General features: G+C 68.8%; 14 protein-coding genes. 7 read left to right on the top strand and 7 right to left on the bottom strand.

The genetic code is table 11. The features are described from left to right. Nucleotides 1-80: 80 nt before the first annotated feature. The 6 genes from Q673_RS25755 to Q673_RS25730 are packed head-to-tail and all read right to left on the bottom strand — an operon-like array spanning nt 81 to nt 5,011. Nucleotides 81-1,133, bottom strand: a complete 1,053-nt coding sequence (locus Q673_RS25755; protein WP_023005562.1) for a hypothetical protein — start codon at nt 1,131-1,133, stop codon at nt 81-83. A 17-nt stretch (nt 1,134-1,150) separates the two neighbouring features. Further along, entirely contained in the window at nt 1,151-1,930 is a 780-nt protein-coding gene (locus Q673_RS25750; protein ID WP_023005561.1) for an energy transducer TonB, read from the bottom strand. Further along, nucleotides 1,927-2,337, bottom strand: a complete 411-nt coding sequence (locus Q673_RS25745) for an ExbD/TolR family protein (protein ID WP_031217986.1) — start codon at nt 2,335-2,337, stop codon at nt 1,927-1,929. The genes Q673_RS25750 and Q673_RS25745 overlap by 4 nt, the downstream gene beginning before the upstream one ends. After that, the gene (locus Q673_RS25740) at nt 2,330-2,866 is read right to left on the bottom strand and encodes a MotA/TolQ/ExbB proton channel family protein (RefSeq protein WP_023005559.1); all 537 of its coding nucleotides are present in this window, start codon (nt 2,864-2,866) and stop codon (nt 2,330-2,332) included. The genes Q673_RS25745 and Q673_RS25740 overlap by 8 nt, the downstream gene beginning before the upstream one ends. Further along, nucleotides 2,847-4,220, bottom strand: a complete 1,374-nt coding sequence (locus Q673_RS25735) for a MotA/TolQ/ExbB proton channel family protein (RefSeq protein ID WP_043524689.1) — start codon at nt 4,218-4,220, stop codon at nt 2,847-2,849. The genes Q673_RS25740 and Q673_RS25735 overlap by 20 nt, the downstream gene beginning before the upstream one ends. Nucleotides 4,221-4,231: 11 nt before the next feature. After that, complete coding sequence (locus tag Q673_RS25730; protein WP_023005557.1) at nt 4,232-5,011, bottom strand: DUF3450 domain-containing protein; 780 nt, start codon at nt 5,009-5,011, stop codon at nt 4,232-4,234. A gap of 269 nt (nt 5,012-5,280) precedes the next feature. On the opposite strand from Q673_RS25730, the gene Q673_RS25725 reads away from it, so the two are divergent. Next, nucleotides 5,281-7,323, top strand: a complete 2,043-nt coding sequence (locus tag Q673_RS25725) for a TonB-dependent receptor (protein WP_023005556.1) — start codon at nt 5,281-5,283, stop codon at nt 7,321-7,323. A gap of 66 nt (nt 7,324-7,389) precedes the next feature. On the opposite strand, the gene Q673_RS25720 is transcribed toward Q673_RS25725, so the two are convergent. Continuing rightward, on the bottom strand, nt 7,390-9,333 hold the full coding sequence (locus Q673_RS25720; protein ID WP_023005555.1) for a TonB-dependent siderophore receptor: 1,944 nt from the start codon (nt 9,331-9,333) through the stop codon (nt 7,390-7,392). Nucleotides 9,334-9,591: 258 nt separating this feature from the next. Here Q673_RS25720 and fhuF point away from each other — a divergent pair, with 258 nt between their 5' ends. The 6 genes from fhuF (at nt 9,592) to fhuB (ending at nt 17,334) form a co-directional block, all read left to right on the top strand. Further along, entirely contained in the window at nt 9,592-10,341 is a 750-nt protein-coding gene (fhuF, locus tag Q673_RS0118310; protein WP_031217981.1) for a siderophore-iron reductase FhuF, read from the top strand. Continuing rightward, nucleotides 10,338-11,276, top strand: a complete 939-nt coding sequence (locus tag Q673_RS25715; protein WP_031217977.1) for a helix-turn-helix transcriptional regulator — start codon at nt 10,338-10,340, stop codon at nt 11,274-11,276. Before fhuF ends, Q673_RS25715 begins: the two co-directional genes overlap by 4 nt. A 108-nt stretch (nt 11,277-11,384) precedes the next feature. Further along, a complete protein-coding gene (locus tag Q673_RS25710; protein ID WP_023005552.1) occupies nt 11,385-13,481 on the top strand; it encodes a TonB-dependent siderophore receptor in 2,097 nt (698 codons plus the stop codon). Between the two features lie 159 nt (nt 13,482-13,640). Continuing rightward, a complete protein-coding gene (locus Q673_RS25705; protein WP_023005551.1) occupies nt 13,641-14,408 on the top strand; it encodes an ATP-binding cassette domain-containing protein in 768 nt (255 codons plus the stop codon). 42 nt (nt 14,409-14,450) lie between these two features. Next, nucleotides 14,451-15,347 carry an iron-siderophore ABC transporter substrate-binding protein gene (locus Q673_RS25700; protein WP_442778052.1) on the top strand — a complete coding sequence of 299 codons (897 nt, stop codon included), beginning with the start codon at nt 14,451-14,453 and terminating at the stop codon, nt 15,345-15,347. Beyond that, nucleotides 15,337-17,334 (top strand): Fe(3+)-hydroxamate ABC transporter permease FhuB, encoded by a 1,998-nt coding sequence (gene fhuB, locus Q673_RS25695; protein ID WP_023005549.1) that lies wholly within the window; start codon nt 15,337-15,339, stop codon nt 17,332-17,334. Before Q673_RS25700 ends, fhuB begins: the two co-directional genes overlap by 11 nt. The last annotated feature ends 84 nt before the right edge of the window (nt 17,335-17,418 follow it).

The following is a 17,418-nucleotide window of genomic DNA, read 5'->3' as shown; positions in this document are numbered from 1 at the left end:
AGCAAGGAGCAAGGAGCAAGCCTGCAGGGTATCGCCCCCGAGGCTCCCGGCGAGGGGCCTTGCGGCTCAACGTACAGCGTTTATGGCGCTGGGCGCTGGCCGGACTGAGCCAGGGCCCGCTCGGCCAGCGCGTCGCGCCCCCAGGCGTGGGCCAGGCGAGCGAGCCTCGACCAGTCCTCCCCCTTCCCGCTGAGCTCCGCCACCGCCTGCCAGGCGGCCAGGGCGCGCTCGCGATCTCTGGCCCGCTCCCAGGCCTGGGCCAGCAGGCGCCGGTTGGCCTCGTCGTCGTCCAGTGCGCCGGACGCCAGGGCCGCCGCCAGCTGCTCCGCGGCGCGGGCCGGGGTGCCGCCGGCCAGGTGAAGCTCGATCCGCCGGCGCAGCGCCTCTGGCCCGCTGAGCACGCCGGCACGCCACCCCGCCTCCCAGATCGCCGCCGCCCGGCCTGGCTCGCCGGCACGCTGGGCCAGGGCGGCCGCCTCGCGCCAGCGTGCCGGGTCGCGGCTCTCGGCAAGCCCGGCCGCGAGCAAGGCAAGCGCCTCCCCCTCGCGTCCGGCACGGCGCAGCACGGCGCCGGCCAGCGCCTGCTGCCGGGCATCGGGCCGGGGCGTCGCCGCCAGTGCCTGGTCCAGCCGGGTCGCCGCGGCCTCCCAGCGCTCGAGCTCGGCCAGCGCCCGGGTCAGGCGCCAATGGTCGCCGGGCTCGCCCGGGTGACGGGACAGCCACTGCGCCAGCAGCTCGCTTCCCCGCTCGCGCTCCCCCGCGGCGAGGCGCAGGCGTGCCTCGTCGTGCAACCAGCGGTCGTGCTGCGCCGTCTCGAGGCCGTCGAGGCGACGCGCCTCGGCGAGCAGGTCGGCCGCCCGTGCCGGCGCCCCCTGACGCGAGGCGGCGCCGGCGGCCAACTGCAGATAGAGGGCGCGGGCCCAGCGGTCGGCCGCATTGCCGCCGGCCAGACGCCGCGCCTGCGCCAGGGCACGCTCCTTCACCGCGGCGGGCTCGCCGCCCTGAAGGCGTGCCTCCAGCCGCTGCAGGTCCTCGATGAAGGCGGCCTCGAGCGGGGGGGCGGCCTGGGCCGGCGTCACGGCCACCAGCCAGCAGAGCAGCAGGCCGACAGGAAGGTATCCGCGATGGTGCATCCCTGACTCCCGGCGATTCATCTCAGCTGGAACTCCAGGCGCTGGCGCGCCCGACGCAGCCCCTGGGCGGGCTCGAAGCGCCAGCGCGATACCGCCTGGCGCGCAGCCTTGTCGAAGACGTTGGCGGGGCGCGCCGAGGTCACGCGAATGCTGGAGCGGTCGACGCTGCCGTCGGCGCGAATCACGAACGCCAGCTCGACGTACCCCTCGAGGCCACGACGCTGGGCCCGCGACGGATACTCCGGCGGCACCCGGCGGGTGGGCGCAATCTGCCCCACGTCCACCGGCTCGCGGCTGACGGGCGCCCGGGCCACCGCCTCCTCGGGGCTCTCGGCCGCCGGGGAGGATGCCGACGCGGGGGCCGGGGAAGGTACCGAATCCGGGGCGGGCGCCGCCCGCGGTTCCCGCGGCGGCTCACGACGTGGCTCGGGGGGTGGTGGCTCCTGCGGCGGGGGGTCGGGGCGTACCTCGGCCAGCTCGGGCAGCGAGCTGTCCAGCGCCACCGGCTCCGCCCGCTCGGCCGGTAGCTCGGGCTCCGGCAGGGCCAGGGCGGCATCCGGCAAGGGGGCAGGCTCCGGCAGCGGCGGCGGGGTGGCGGCCGGTGGCACCGCAGGGGGCGGCGGGGTGGCAGGCTCGGCCGCCTCGGGCTCCGGTGCCGCCACCGGCTGCATCATCGTCAGCGGCATCTCCAGCACCTCGATCTCCTGTTCCGGCGGTGACACCAGCAGCGCCAGCAGCCAGAAGAGCCCCAGCGCCAGGAGGGCACCGGCCAGGATGGCGACCGGGACCCGGGTCATGGCGCGCCTCGGGTCGCCGCCACCGCGACCTTCTCCACGCCGGCCTGGCGGATGCGATCCATCACCTCGATCAAGAGCCCCGTGGTGGCCTCGCGATCGGCCTGGATCACCACGCCGCCCTCGCCGCTGACCAGCGCCGCGACCTCGTCACCGACGCGGTGGGCATCCACCGGCTCGCCATCCACCCAGACGGCCCCCTCGGGGGTGATCGCCACCATCAGCTGGGCATCCGGCCGGGGTGCGGCGGCGCTGGATTCGGGCCGCTGGACCTCGACACCGCTCTCCTTGATGAAGCTGGTGGTGACGATGAAGAAGATCAGCATGATGAAGACCACGTCGAGCATCGGGGTCAGGTTGACCTCGCCGGCGTCACCCGCCTCGCCGGCGGTCATGCGGCGTCTACGCATCGTTCTCCTCCACGGCGCGGGCCAGGCGGTCATGCAGCCGCTGGTCCTCGCGCCGGATGATCTGTTCCAGGCGGGTAGTGAACAAGAGCCCCACCACCGCCACCGCCATCCCCGCCAGGGTGGGCAGGGTGGCGCGCGCCACCCCGTCGGCCATGGCCCGCGCCTGGCTGGTGTCGCTGAGCGCCAGGCTGTCGAACACCGCGATCATGCCGGTCACGGTACCCAGCAGGCCGAGCAGCGGGCAGAGCGCCACCAGCAGCTTGAGCCAGGGCAGCGGCCGGCGCAGCCGCCCGATCAGCTCGCGGGTCCAGACCTCGCGCAGGGTCAGGGCGCTCCAGCTGTGGTGGTCCGGCCGCGCGGCCCAACGCCGGATCAGTGCGCGCCGCGCTCGCCGGTAGGTGATGCGGAAGAACAGCACCCGCTCCAGGGCCAGGCTGAAGAGCAGCGTGGCCACCGCGACGATCCCCAGCAGCACGATCCCGCCGGCATCGACCAGCCGTGCCAGGGGCTCAAGCCAGAGCGGCAGCATGGGTCGCCTTCCCGCGGGGACCGGGCACCGGGTGACGGCTCTCCAGGCGCTCGGCCAGGGCCGCGCTGGCCTGCCCCTCGAGGACGCCGGTGAGTCGACGGCTGCGCCCGGCCAGGGCCGTATGGGCGAACAGCAGCGGCACCGCGGTGATCAGCCCGAGCACCGTGGTCACCAGCGCCTGGCTGATGCCGCCGGCCATCAGCTGCGGGTCGCCGGTGCCGAAGACGGTGATCGCCTGGAAGGTGACGATCATGCCGGTGACGGTACCCAGCAGCCCCAGCAGCGGCGCCACCGCGGCCAGCAGCTTGACCAGCGGCTGTCCCCGCTCGAGGCGCGGCAGCTCCGCCAGCACCGCCTCGTCCAGGCGCGCCTCCAGCGCCTCCGGGGAGGGGTCGTCCGCAAGCGCCCGGAAGCGCAGCAGCACACGGCCCAGCGGGTTATCCTCGCGCAGGCGATCCAGCCCCCTGAGCTGCCGGCGCACCGCGACGCTGACCTTGAGCAGGTAGCCGTACTGGGCAAGCGCCACCAGCAGGCCGAAGACGCCCAGGCCCACCACCACATAGCCCACGGCGCCGCCCTGCTGGAAGCGCTCCACCAGGCTGGGGCGCTGGGCGAGCGCGGCGATCACCTCTCCCCGGGTGGGGTCCAGGGCGACGCGCTCGCCCTCCCCGGCCTGGAAGGCGGCCAGCCGCTCGCTCACCGCGTCCGGGGTGCGCGCCAGCGTGGCCAGCACGTCCTCCTCGGCGCCGCGCTCGAGCAGCTCGCCCTGGCTGAAGGCCGCCAGGTCGCCCAGGCGCACCACCTCGCGCGGGGCGATCTCGCCGTCGCTGGCGGCCACCGGGGCCTCGAAGGCCCGGATGCGACCGGTCTCGGCGGTCAATGTCATCAGCGCGTCGCCCAGGGTCTCCAGGTGCTCGGGACGCAGCACCTCGGCATCGTCCAGGCGGGGTGGCAGCGCGGCACCGCCCACCGTGACCCAGCTCTCGGCCAGGGCATCGCGCAGCTCACCGCTGTGGCGCGCCAGGGTGTCCAGCACCGCCGAGAGGTCATCGCCCTGCTCGGCCTGGCGGGCCGTCAGCGCCGCGTCGCGCGCCTGCAGTGCCGCCTGGCGCTCCGCCAGGGTCGCGGCACGCGCCTCGGCCTGTGCGTGGGCGGCACGGGCCTCCTCGAGGGCCGTGGCCAGGGCGTCACGATCCTCGATGAGCTCGGCCAGACGCTCGGCATCGCGGGCCTCGGCGGCCTCGCGCTCGGCACGCAGGGTGGCCAGGGGGTCCTCCTGGGCCGCGGCAGGCAGTGCACCGGCCAGCAGCAACGTGGCCAGAGCGGCTGTCACCAGCCATCTGGGTCTCGGCATGACCTGGGAGATCATCGGGCCTCCTGCGCGGCGGCGGTGATGGGATGGGAGACCGGCAAGGTCAGCAGCTCCGGCGCCCGCTGGTCCCGGGCGATGCGCAGGCCATGGCGCAGCTCGACGCGCCCGGCCTCGTCGAGGGGCTGCCAGCGCGCCTCGTCGGCACGCCAGACGGCGCCCTCCCGGCCATCCGGGGTCAGGTAGTAGAGCCCCACGCGCCCCAGGCGCAGGAAGTCCACCTCGCGGCGGTCGTCATCCTCGCCCTGCCCCGTGTGCAGGGTGCCGCGCCAGGCATCCAGCTCGCGGCCGTAGTCGAGCTCGGCCCGCCAGGCGGCCAGGATCCGGTCCAGCCGCTCGGCGGCCGAGGCATCGGGGTCGGCCAGCCCCTGCTCGAGGGTCGCGACCCGCGCCAGGCGCTCCTCCACCAGGAACGGCAGGTCGCGCTCGACCCAGGCCTCGAGGCGCGAGACCAGCGCACCTTCCAGCGCCGGCAACCGCTCGCGGGTCTCGGCCAGGGTCGCCAGGGCGGCCTCGCGCTTATCGAGCCGCTCGGCCAAACGCTCCAGGCGCGGCGCCTGGGCCTCGCCCTGTGCCTGGAGGCGACGGGTCTGTGCCTCCAGGCGGCGCAGCTCGGCGAGTATCTCGCGACTCGCCTCGTCGGCGGCATCGATGCGCGCCTGCAGCTCGGCCTGGGCACGCTGGGCCTCGCCGGCCTCCTGCAAGAGCTCTTGGCCCATCAGCGGGGTCGTCGCCAGCAGCAGGCCGGCACACCCCCAGCGCAGCGCGGGTAGCATCCTCTTCACATCGGGCTCCCTGGGTCCGTATCGAAAGGCGGCGGGATCGTCTCACGATTGATAACAATTATCAATCGTTGCATAGATGGCAAAAATGATGAAAATGCGTCGCATTAACCTAAAAGGTTGATATCCGGCACCCAGGTGCCGGCTAACACGTCCATCATCATCAAACGGATCTCACCATGCCCCCACTCTCACGCCTTACCCTGGCAATCGCCGCCAGCTCGATGACGCTCGCAAGCCATGCACAGGAAGCTTCGGAGCCCATGACGCAGGATACCCTGGTAGTGGTAGGCTCTCGCACGCCAACCGAGATCAGCCAGATACCGGGAGCCGTGCATGTCATTGAGGGCCACGAGCTCCAACGTCAGACCCGCGGCGGTGACGACCTCAAGGCAGCCCTTGGCAAGTTGGTACCAGGCCTGGACTTCGCCCCTCAGGGCCGCACCAACTATGGCCAGAACCTGCGTGGGCGCAGCGTTCAGGTACTGATCGACGGCGTCTCACTGAACAGCTCGCGTGGCTTGTCTCGACAGTTCGACTCGATTGACCCATTCAATATCGAGCGAGTTGAAGTGCTTTCCGGCGCCACCAGCCTTTATGGTGGCGGCGCCACCGGTGGCATCATCAACATCATCACCAAGCAGGCGACAAGACCGGCACTAGGACTCGAGAGCGAACTTGGCATCACGAGTGGCTTCCATGACGGGGATGATGTCGATTACCGCGTAGCCCAGGCCATCAGCGGTGGCAATGAGGTGGCCCGGGGGCGGCTGGCGGTGGCGTACCGGGACAACGGCCGCCACTTCGATGCCGGCGGTAACGAGATTTTCCCCGATATTGCCCAGACCGACCTGCAGGACAACCGCAGCATCGATTTGCTGGGCAGCCTGGAGGTCGAGCTTTCCGACGAGCAATCGCTGCGGCTTGGCACCCAGCTCTATCGTTCCGGCTACGAGGGCAACCGAGGCGTCTATTTTCCCAACCTGTCGGACACCTCTCCAAGCTTGGAGGGTGCTGAAATCCGCGACGGCTATCATGCGGATCGCGACCCCACTACCGATCGCCGCATGCTCAACCTGCAGTATCACCACGGCAACCTTCTGGGCCAAGACTTCTACCTACAGGCGTTCCATCGTGAAGAGGAGGCCAGCTTCCAGGCTTTCCCCTACCCCTCACCCGATTGGCAGGCGCCAGATGCCTACACCTTCAGCGCTTCCAAGCAGGATACGAGGCTGTCTGGACTCAAGGCCCTGTTCGCCGCGGAATTACGTGATGATCTCTCGCTGACCTACGGCCTCGACCTTGACCGAGAGTCTTTTGATGCCGACCAGATGACCTTCGATCGCGCAGTGTCAGACGCCACCGGAGGCCTGGTCCAGGAGGAGGCGGATGTGTCCCCACGCTACCCGGGATATCGGCTCGATACCCTGTCCGCCTTCGCCCAGGGCGACTGGTGGGCCAGCGAGTCACTCAAGCTCTCCGCCGGGGCGCGTCGACAGCACACCGACGTAAGCATCGATGATTTCCGGGGTATTCCCGGGGGTGATAACGACTACGACACCACCCTGTTCAACGCCAGTGCGCTGTATGACTTCGACGGCGGGCAGCAGGCCTGGCTGCGCTATAGCCAGGGCTTCGAACTGCCCGACCCTGCCAAATACTATGGTCGCCCCGGAATCAGCGTCGATGATAACCCCCTGTCGGCCATCGAAACCGACCAGGTGGAGCTTGGCTGGCGCCGACAGGGCGGTAACTGGATCGCCCAGGCAGCCCTCTACTACGCCTGGTCCGACAAGGCCCTGCAGATCAACAGCGGCGACCTCAGCGTAGACGTCATCGACGACAAGAAACGTGACTATGGCCTTGAGGCCACGCTGACCCGCTACGTGGGGGAGAACATTGAAGCTGGCGGCACCCTCCACCTGGTACGCTCCGAGCAGCAGGATGACGAGGGCGAGTGGCAGAAACGCGATGCTACCTCCGCCTCGCTCTCGACGGCCACCGCCTTCGTCGGCTGGTCGGACCTCGAGCACTCCGCCCGGCTGCAGGCCAATCACACCCTGGATCTAAAGGACGATACCGACCGGCAGATCGACGGCTTTACGACTCTGGACCTTACCCTGGCCAAACAAACCGATATCGGTCACCTCACCCTGGGCGTACAGAACCTGCTCGATGAGCAGTACTCCACGGTGTGGGGCCAGCGTGCCGAGATCTTCTACTCGCCCTATTATGGGCCTGCATACCTCTACGACTATCAGGGCCGTGGCCGCACCTACACGCTGACCTGGTCAGTCGACTACTGACGGCCTTCCCGATGGACGACGACGCCCGGCCACCAGGCCGGGCGTCGTCGTCACGGGCACAGCGTCTTACCAGCGGTAGCTGAGGCTACCGATAACGCTGCGTGATTCACCGTAGTAACACCAGAAATCGCAGCTGGCGACGTACTCTTCATCGGTGATGTTGTTGACATTGAGCTGTACCGTCCAGTGACGGTCGAAGTCGTAGCGGGCCATGGCATCGCCGACGGTGTAGTCGGGCACGGTGACGTCGCCATCGACCGACTCGCCCACGTAGCGGAGGCCCGCGCCGACCGTCAGGCCCTGCAGCGCCGTGCCCGCGAAGTCGTAGTCCAGCCAGGCGGAGGCCATGTGGCGAGGAATCAGCGCCGCGCGGTTGTCGTTGGCATCACGCGCATCGGTGTAGGTGTAGGCAGCGCTCAGTTGGAGTGACTCGGTGAGATAGCCCACACCTTCCAATTCGAAGCCCGTGGCCATCTTCTCACCCTCCTGGGCCTGGTAGCCGCCAGGCGTCGTCGCGAAGGAGTTTGACTCCTCGAGGTCAAATACCGCCGCCGTCAGATAGCCGTCCCAGTGCAACGGTGCGACCTTGATCCCGGCTTCCCACTGCTGGCCTTCGATCTCCTCGAAGATGGCACCGGCTGAGTTGGTCTGCGCCTCCGGCTGGAAGGACTCCGTGTAGCTGAGGTACGGATTGATGCCATGGTCGCCGAGATACATCGCGCCGCCAGACCAGGAGGTCGCGGTCTGGGTCTCGTCCACCTGGACGTTCAGGCTCTGGGATTCGTTACGTACGTCGGCGCTGTCGTAGCGTACGGCGCCCAGCAGGACCCAGCGGTCGTCGATGCGCAGCTGGTCCTGCAGGTAAAGGCCCAGCTGCTCCTTGTCGATTCGCCGGCGACTCAGCTGGTCGCCCGGGACCGGGGCGATGCCGCCCTGGGGGTCGAAGATGTCGACGACGTCGTAGGTGAAGTTGTCGAACTCACGGCCGTCGAGGCTGAGATCCTGATAGTCGACCCCGACCAGCAGGGTGTTCTCGGTGTGCTCGGTGTACCACTTGCCCACCATCCGGTTGTCGAGTGTGAAGCTATCGATCTCGCCGTCGCGCTGAAGGTGGCCGCGGAAGGCCGTTTGCCCATCCCCGGTGCCGCTGAGGATGTAGGAGCTGCGCAGGTCAAGGTCCAGGTGGCTATAGCGGAAGTCCTGCTCGAACGTCCAGGTGTCATCGAGCAAATGGCGGAACTCATAGCCAATGGCCGTCTGGGTGCGCTCGTCCTTGTCGTAGTCGGGCGCCCCATAGTTGGTGTGAGGGTCGACCTTGCCGAAGGGCGTGTCCTGCAGCGTGCCGTAGGCCAGCTTGAACGGGTTGACTGGGATGCCGTCGTCTTTCTGGACACTGGCCAGCAGCGTCAGCCGAGTGGCATCGGAGAGGTCCCACTCGAGGCTCGGCGCCAAATAGTAGCGTTCGTTCTCGGTATCGTTCAGGTCACCGTCACGCTCCTTGTAGAGCCCCACCAGGCGATAACGCACATCGCCGCTCTCGGTGGCCGGCCCAGAGGTATCGACGGCGAACTGGCGATGCTCGCGGTTGCCGACCTGGATCTCGATCTCGCCCTGGCGCTCGGCGGTGGGGCGCTTGCTGACGGCGTTGATCAGGCCGCCCGACGGCGCCTCCCCATAGAGGATCGAGGCGGGGCCCTTGAACACCTCCACCCGCTCCAGGCCATAGGGCTCGGGCAGCCACTGGAAGTACCCCTGGCGGTAGAGGCGCAGGCCGTCCTGATAGGTCGCCTGATCGAAGCCGCGCACCTTGAACCAGTCGCTGTTGTTGTCGGCGCCGTAGTGCCCGGAGAGAACACCGGCGCGGTAACGAAAGCTCTCGTCCAGGTCCTGCACATTACGCGTGTCCAACTCCTCGCGATCCACCAGCGCGACGGGACGCGGCGTCTCGACCAGCGGCGAGGCCACCTTGAGGGCAGTGCCCACTACTACCATAGGTTCGGTATCGAACATCGTCTCCAGAGCCAGCACTGGCCCGGCGGACAGCAGACCGGTAGCGGTGACACCGAGGGCCGGGCAAATTGCCTTCGTCAACGTGTATGGCGTCGAAAGGGAAGGGATAGCAAACATGAAAAGAGTCTCGGGGGGGGTGGTGGAAGCTTGCTGGCTGCAGCCAGTCGCCGCGCTCCATTTATAAAGATTCTCATTTGCTCTTGCAATTCAATCCATATCTGCCGCACAATTTTGTCGACCATCCAAGGCTGAAATCCCATGCCCCTTTCCATGTCATCGCTGTATATCGGTCCTTTGGAAGGCCTGGCGCCGCCACAAGTGTCGGCGGTATCACGAGGTGATGTATTTGCCGCCAGGGAACTGCTCGACCCGGCATGCCTGAACGACCTGTTGGCACGCTTCGGCACACGCTATGGGAATGGGGATCGCCGCGCGGTGGCCTCGCTGTGGTCCAAGTGGCACCTCAGCGCCGTGGTGGCCCATGGCCTGGCGGCCAACCTGCTGATGGGGCGCGACCTGCCGCTGCGGCTGGATGACCTGCATCTCGAGCTATCGCCGGAGGGACAGACCACCGGGCTAGTGCTGCGCCATGCCGGCCGGCCCCTGACCGAGCTCGCCCCCGGCTGCCGCTTCGCCACCCTGCTCGATGGCCACCTGGCGCCGCTGATCGAGGCCCTTGCCACGGCCACCGGTGCCTCCCCCCGGGTGTTCTGGAGCAACGCGGGTAACTATTTCGAGCACTTCGCCGGCGCCCTGGCCGAGCATCCCCTTGCCAAGCCGGAGGCGACCGACCCGGCCCGGCAACTCCTAGAGCGCCGGACCCTCGCCGACGGCCGTCGCAATCCCCTCTACCGGCCGGTCCGCTATGTCGAGGCGGACAAACCCGGCTCGCCACGCCGAATACGGCGGCTCTGCTGCATCCGCTACCTAATCGATGAACTCAGCGTGTGCGGGAACTGCCCACTGGGGTGTCACCGCGCTTCACGGTCTGCCCCGGAGGCGAGATGAGCCGGCCAGCAGCTCCCGGGCAGGCACATACGCCACGCGACCTGCTGGCCTACGGCCGACACTATGGCCTCGACTACCGGGTCCCCGGTCTCTCGCCACACGCCGACACACCGGTGATACGCGGCAGTGTTCTGGAATTCCCCCTCCATTCCGGCATGCAGCTGGTCGCTTCCGACGTGGAAGTGCTGCACCGCTATGACTCCTGCTCGCGACGCCCCACACCGCTTTCGATCATCGTCCTGCTCGAGGGGGCGGCCGAGGTACGCCTGGAAAAGCATTCCCTGCATCTGTCGGCCGGCATGGCACTGAGCGTGCAACTGGATGACGAACACGGCCTCGAGGCAACACAGCCTGCCGGACAACGCCTGCGCGCCCTGACCCTGAGCCTGGATCGCAACCGACTCGCCTCCCTGATTCCGACCACCGAGCAGGCTTCCCGTCTACACGCATGGCGGCTACCCGAGCCGTTGCGCCAGGGGCTCCAGCAGGCGCTCGCCACCCCGCCCCAGGAGGCAGAGCGACACCGGCTTCTTCTGGAAGGACTCAGCCTCCAGCTTCTGGCCCATGGCTTGCCGGTCGATAACATGCCCCGGACCACGACACCCACCCTGCTCCCCCGTGAGCACCAGCGACTGGAACGGGTTCGCCTGACCATGTGCAATGACCCGGCGCGAGAATACCGCCTCGAGGAGCTCGCCAGCCTCGCCGCCATGAGCCCCGCCAGCCTGCGCCGCAAGTTCAAGGCCGCCTTCGGCCACAGCGTCTTCGACTACCTGCGCGATTGTCGCCTGACACTGGCCCATGACTACCTTCGCCGGGGCTACAGCGTGCAGCAGGCCGCCCACTTCTCGGGCTACCGCCACGCCAGCAACTTCGCCACCGCCTTTCGCCGCCGTTTCGGTGTCGCCCCGAGTTCCCTGCCCAGAGCGAACTGAGCATCGCGCATAGAGGTGTGAGCGTTGCGCATCCCTGCCACGCCCGTCAAACAGCAACAATTCTCATTACATTAAAAAATACCACCGCAGCACCACAGGATGTTTCTTATGCCGAGCCCACGCCCTCTGACGCTGGCCATCGCCCTTATCGCCGCCGGCGCCTCTCTCGACGCCATGGCCCAGCAGGCCGAGTCACTCGACACCCTGACCGTGACCGCCCAGGCCGCCACCAAGACAGAGACGCCGTTCAACGAGACGCCGCAGGCGGTATCACGCATTACCCAAGAGGAGATTCGCGCACAGGGCTCACAATCGGTTCAGGTGGCTACCCGTTACTCGGCCGGTGTCTTCACCGGCCAGTACGGTGCCACCGCCGGCCGATACGATGCTATCAAGCTGCGCGGGTTCGGCAGCGACAGCATCGACAACCAGTACCTGGACGGCCTTAAGCTACTGAACGACAAGGGCACCTACAGCATTCTGCAGATCGACCCGTATTTCCTAGAGAGCATCGAGGTGGTCAAGGGGCCCTCTTCGGTCCTCTATGGTCGCGCCGCGCCGGGAGGGCTGGTGGCGCTGACCAGCAAGCAGCCCCTGTTCACCTCACACCGGCAGGTTCAGGCCAGCGCCGGGACACAGGGTCATCTGGGGGTCGGTTTCGATGTGGGCGACCAGCTGGGTGATAGCGGCCGTGCCGCCTATCGAGTGGTCGGCCTGGTCAGGGATGCGGAGAGCCAGTGGGAGCATATCGAGAATCAGCGTTATGCCATCGCCCCGTCACTGGCCTTCGACCTCGGCGACGACACCTCGCTGACCCTGATGGCCTATCTCCAGAAGGACCCCAAGGGCGGCTACTATGGGGGGCTGCCCGCCGAGGGAACGCTCTACGACCGCAATGGCAAGCGGATTTCCAACAACTTTTATGACGGCGAGAAGGAGTACGAAACCTTCGACCGCGAGCAGGCCATGCTCGGCTACCAGCTCGAACACCGCTTTAACGATACCCTGACGGCGCGGCAGAACTTCCGCTATGTCGACAGCAGCGTCGACTATGGGCAGGTCTATAACACTGCCGCCTGGAACGGCAATGAGCTTGGCCGGACCTATTTTGGCGCCGATGAGGAGCTTGATGCATTGGCCGTCGACAACCAGCTGATTGCCGGCTTTGGCCTGGGCAGTGCCGAACATACGATACTGGCCGGACTCGATTACCAGCAACGCGAGACCGATGCCTACTGGGAGCTCGGCAGAGGTTTCTCGCCCATCAACCCCTTCGAGCCCACCTATGGCAGCGACGGCTCCCTCACACCCTTCCAGGACAATGACCGCGAGCTTAAGCAGACAGGCCTCTACCTGCAGGACCAGATCGCCCTTGATCGGTGGCGCTTTACCCTGAGCGGCCGCTATGACTGGGTGGAAGTCGACAATAAGGTCGAGGATGTCTATTCAGGAACCAACCGTCGACAGCAGCGGGAAGAGGAGAACTTCAGCGGCCGCGCCGCGCTCCTGTATGCGTTCGACAACGGCCTGTCGCCTTATATCAGCTACTCGGAATCGTTCAGCCCCAACAGCAACGTCGATGAAAACGGCGACCTGATCGCGTCCTCCGAGGCGGAACAGGTCGAGCTTGGGGTGAAGTATCAACCCAACGATACCCGCGACCAGTACAGCATCGCGGCCTTCCAGATCGACCAGGACAATACGGCCAACTACATCCAGGGCCTCATGGCCTATCGTGCCGTCGGCAGCACGCGGTCCCGGGGTATCGAGCTCGAGGCAACGAAACACTTCACCGATAATGCCCACGTCAGGGCAAGCTACACCTATACCGATGTCGACATTCAGAAGGCCGAGGACGGCACCCAGGGCCTGACCCCTGTCGCCACACCGGAACACATGGTGTCACTCTGGGGCTCCTACGGGTTCCAGGACGGCCCACTTGCCGACCTGACCACGGGCCTCGGCGTGCGCTACATTGGAGACAGCTGGGCGAACGCCGCCAACACCCTGGAAGTGCCGGGCTACACCCTGGTAGATGCCTCCCTTCGCTACGATCTCTCCCGACTCGGCGTGAGCGGGCTGACGGCGCAGCTCAACGCCAATAACGTGCTGGACAAGGAGTATGTCGGTGCTTGTTACAGCGAATCGGTGTGCTACTTCGGCGCCGAACGCAGCGTCACCGCTACCCTCAGCTACGACTTCTGATTCTGGTCAATGCGCCCTAACGATGCCCCGGCGGACCAGGGCCGCCGGGGGGCGACGTTGCTGGACGATGCCCCACCACTCATTGATAGATGTTATCGTTTGCATTAGCCTTTGCAACGCCATAACCGCCCCACGGCGGTGTCTCGTCAGGAGCTATCGATGTTGGAAACGCGCGCCGCCTCCTTCGCGGTCAACGGCCGATGCCTGCTGCACCCCCTCGATCTCGGCTTCGAGGAGGGCCGGGTCCATGGGCTGATCGGCCACAACGGCTCGGGCAAGTCGACCCTGCTCAAGCTGCTGGCTCGCCAGCAGTCGGCCAGCCAGGGAGCGCTGCACCTAGACGGCACGCCGCTCTCGGCCTGGGGGCACCGCGCCTTCGCGCGGCAGGTGGCCTACCTGCCCCAGCACCTGCCGGCCGCCGAGGCTCTCACCGGTCGCGAGCTGGTGGGCTTCGGCCGCTACCCCTGGCATGGCCTGCTGGGCCGCCACGGCCGCGAGGACGAGGCGGCCATCGACCGCGCCTTGGCGCTGACCCATACCGAGGCCTTCGCCGAGCGCCAGGTCGACACCCTCTCGGGCGGCGAGCGCCAGCGCGTCTGGCTGGCCATGCTGCTGGCCCAGCAGAGCCGCTTCCTGCTGCTCGACGAGCCCCTGGCGGCCCTGGACATCGCCCACCAGGTCGAGGTCCTGGCTCTGATCCGCCGGCTGAGCCGGGAGCTTGGCCTCGGCGTGATCATCGTGCTCCACGACATCAACATGGCCGCCCGCTACTGCGACCGCCTGGTGGCGCTGCACGGCGGCCGCCTGCTGGCCCAGGGCACGCCGGAGGCGATGATGACCGGGGAGACCCTCGAGGCCATCTACGGCATCCCCATGCACGTCATGCCCCACCCCGCCGGCGAGCACCCTGTCGCCATCGCCCACTAGTCCCGCCACCCCTTGCCCGTGGAATCACCCGTGGAATCACCCGTGGAACCGCCCTTGGAGTCGCCCCTGCTTCGCCCTCGATGCGCCCTGCCCTGGTTGGCCGGCCTGCTCGCCATGCTGGTGACCACCGCCGCGCCCATGGCCGCCACGCCCCGCCTGGCCACCCTCGACTGGACCCTGGCCGAGACCCTGGTGGCGCTGGACGCGCCGCCCCTCGCCGTGGCCCAGGTCGAGGCCTACCACGCCTGGGTGGACGAGCCCGCCCTGCCCGCCACGACGATCGACCTGGGCCTGCGCAGCCAGCCCAACCTCGAGCTGCTGGCGAGCCTGGCCCCCGAGCGCATCCTGGTCTCGCCGATGTTCGCCAACCTGGTTCCGCGCCTCGAACGCATCGCCCCGGTGGAGAGCCTGGCGCTCTACCGCCCCGAGCGGGACACCTGGACGGAGATGCGCGAGCTGACGCGATCGCTGGGTGACCTGGTGGGCCGCCCCGAGGCGGCGGAGCGGCTGATCGACAACACCGAGGCCCGCCTCGCGTCGCTGCGCGGGCGCCTGGACGGCGATGAGCCTCCTCTGGTGATGGTGCAGTTCATGGACGCCCGCCATGTACGGGTGTTTGGTGACCATGGCCTCTTCCAGGCGGTGCTCCGCCGCCTGGGCCTCGAGAACGCCTGGGGCGGCCCCACCAACGCTTGGGGCTTCTCGCTGGTGGGCCTCGAGGCGCTGGCCGGCCTCGAGGCCCGCCTGGTGGTGGTGGAGCCCTACCCCGCCGGGGTACGTGACGCCCTGGCCGAGGGCGGCCTGTGGGAACACCTGGTAGAGGCGAGCGAGGGGGCACCGATCATCCTGCCGCCGGTGTGGAGCTTCGGCGCCCTGCCCTCGGCGGCACGCTTCGCCGAGCTGCTGGTCGGTGCCCTGGAGGCGGACGATGCCGTCTAAGACCCTCGCCTGCCGCCTGCGGCCACGCCTGACGCCGGGACGCGCCTGCCTTGCCCTGGGGCTGGCCGTGCTGGTCCTGGCGGTGATCGAGCTGGCCACCCGAACGGGCATCGGCGAGGGCCTCGCCGCGCTGCTGGCCCCCGGTCACGCGCCAGAAACCCTGGTGGTGCACTTCGCCTGGTGGCCGCGCCTGGCCATGGCCCTGCTCGCCGGCGGCGGCCTGGCGCTCGCGGGGGTGCTGATGCAACAGGTGCTGCGCAACCCCCTGGCCGCTCCCACCACACTGGGCGTGGCCAGCGGCGCCAACCTGGCCTTGATGGCCGCCACGCTGCTCGCCCCCGGCCTGCTCGGCCTGGGCCGGGAATGGGTGGCACTGGCCGGCGGGGGTGGCGCCATGGCCCTGGTCTTCGCCCTGGCCTGGCGGCGCGGCCTGGCACCGGTGGTGGTGGTGCTCGGCGGCCTGGTGATCAACCTCTACTTCGGCGCTCTCTCCATGGTGTTGCTGCTGTTCCACCAGGAGGCACTCAAGGGGTTGCTGATCTGGGGCGCCGGCTCGCTTGCCCAGAACGGCTGGCAGGACGCCACCTTCCTGGCCCCGCGCCTGGCCCTGGGGGCGCTGGCCGCCCTCTGGCTGCTGCGCCCCCTGGCGGTGCTGGAGCTGGACGAGGCCGGCGCCAGGAGCCTCGGCGTCTCGCTCAGGCACCTGCGCCTGGCCGGCCTGGGCCTGGCGGTGTTCCTCACCGGCTGCGTGGTCAGCGTGGTCGGCATCATCGGCTTCATCGGCCTGGCGGCCCCCAACATCGTGCGCCTGGCCGGCGCCCGCCGCCTGGGGTCACGGCTGCTGTGGTCGACGCTGCTGGGCGCCCTGCTGCTGGCCGCCACCGACCTGCTGCTGCAGCGCTTCTCCGGCACCCTGCCCACCCTGATCCCCACCGGGGCGACCACCGCGGCCCTGGGCGCCCCCCTGCTGCTGTGGCTGCTCCCACGGCTACGTCTCTCCGGCGAGGCCCCGCCACGGGAGGCCCGCGCCACCGCCTGCCGTCATCCGGCGCCCGGGCACCTGGCCGCCTGGCTGGCACTGGGCCTGGTCGGGCTTGGCCTGGTCGCGCTGCTGACCGGCCAGACGGCAAGCGGCTGGCACTGGGCCTCCCTGCATGACGTGGCGCTGCTGCAATGGCGACTCCCCCGGCTGCTGGCCGCGGCCGGCTGTGGGGTGATGCTGGCCATCGCCGGCACCCTGATCCAGCGGCTCACCGGCAACCCCATGGCCAGCCCCGAGCTGCTGGGCATCAGCGGCGGCAGCGCCATCGCCCTGATGGCCGCCATCTTCCTGCTGCCCGCCCCCGACAACCTGACCCTGGTGGGCGCCGGCACCCTGGGGGCGCTGGCCAGCCTCGCGGTGCTGGTGGGGCTCAACCGCCGCAGCGGCTTCCCGCCCGAGCGCCTGCTGCTGACCGGGGTGGCCATCACCGCCCTGTTCGACGCGGTCAGGGCCGTGGTGCTGGCCGGCGGCGATCCCCGGGGGCAGCAGGTGATCGCCTGGCTCTCCGGCTCGACCTACTACGTCGACCTGACCAGCGCCCTGACCGTCGGCGGGGCCACCCTGCTGCTGGCCCTGGCCGCGGCGCCCCTCTCTCGCTGGCTGGATATCCTGCCGCTGGGCGCTGCCAGCGCCAGTGCCCTGGGGCTGCCGCTGGCCCGGGCACGCCTGCTCATGCTGCTGCTGGTGGCCCTGCTCACCGCCGGCGCCACCCTGGTGGTCGGGCCGCTCTCCTTCGTCGGCCTGCTGGCCCCGCACCTGGCGCGGCTGCTGGGCTTCTCCCGGGCCCGCTTCCACCTCCTCGGCGCGGCGCTATGCGGCGCCCTGCTGATGGTGGTGGCCGACTGGCTGGGCCGCCAGTGGCTGTTCCCCGAGGAGATTCCCGCCGGCCTGGTGGCCTCGCTATTGGGCGGCGCCTACTTCCTGTGGGGACTGCGACGGTTCTAGCCCCGCCACGGCGATGCGGCAGCGCGTCCGGTGATGCCTCATCCAGCGGCACCTTGGCGTCCCCGGGCCTCGCCACTGGCGTTG

The sequence above is a fragment of the Halomonas sp. PBN3 genome (genome assembly GCF_000475415.1).
In the GTDB taxonomy this organism is placed as follows: Bacteria; Pseudomonadota; Gammaproteobacteria; order Pseudomonadales; family Halomonadaceae; genus Halomonas; species Halomonas shengliensis.
This window is presented reverse-complemented; position numbering and strand designations above follow the sequence as displayed.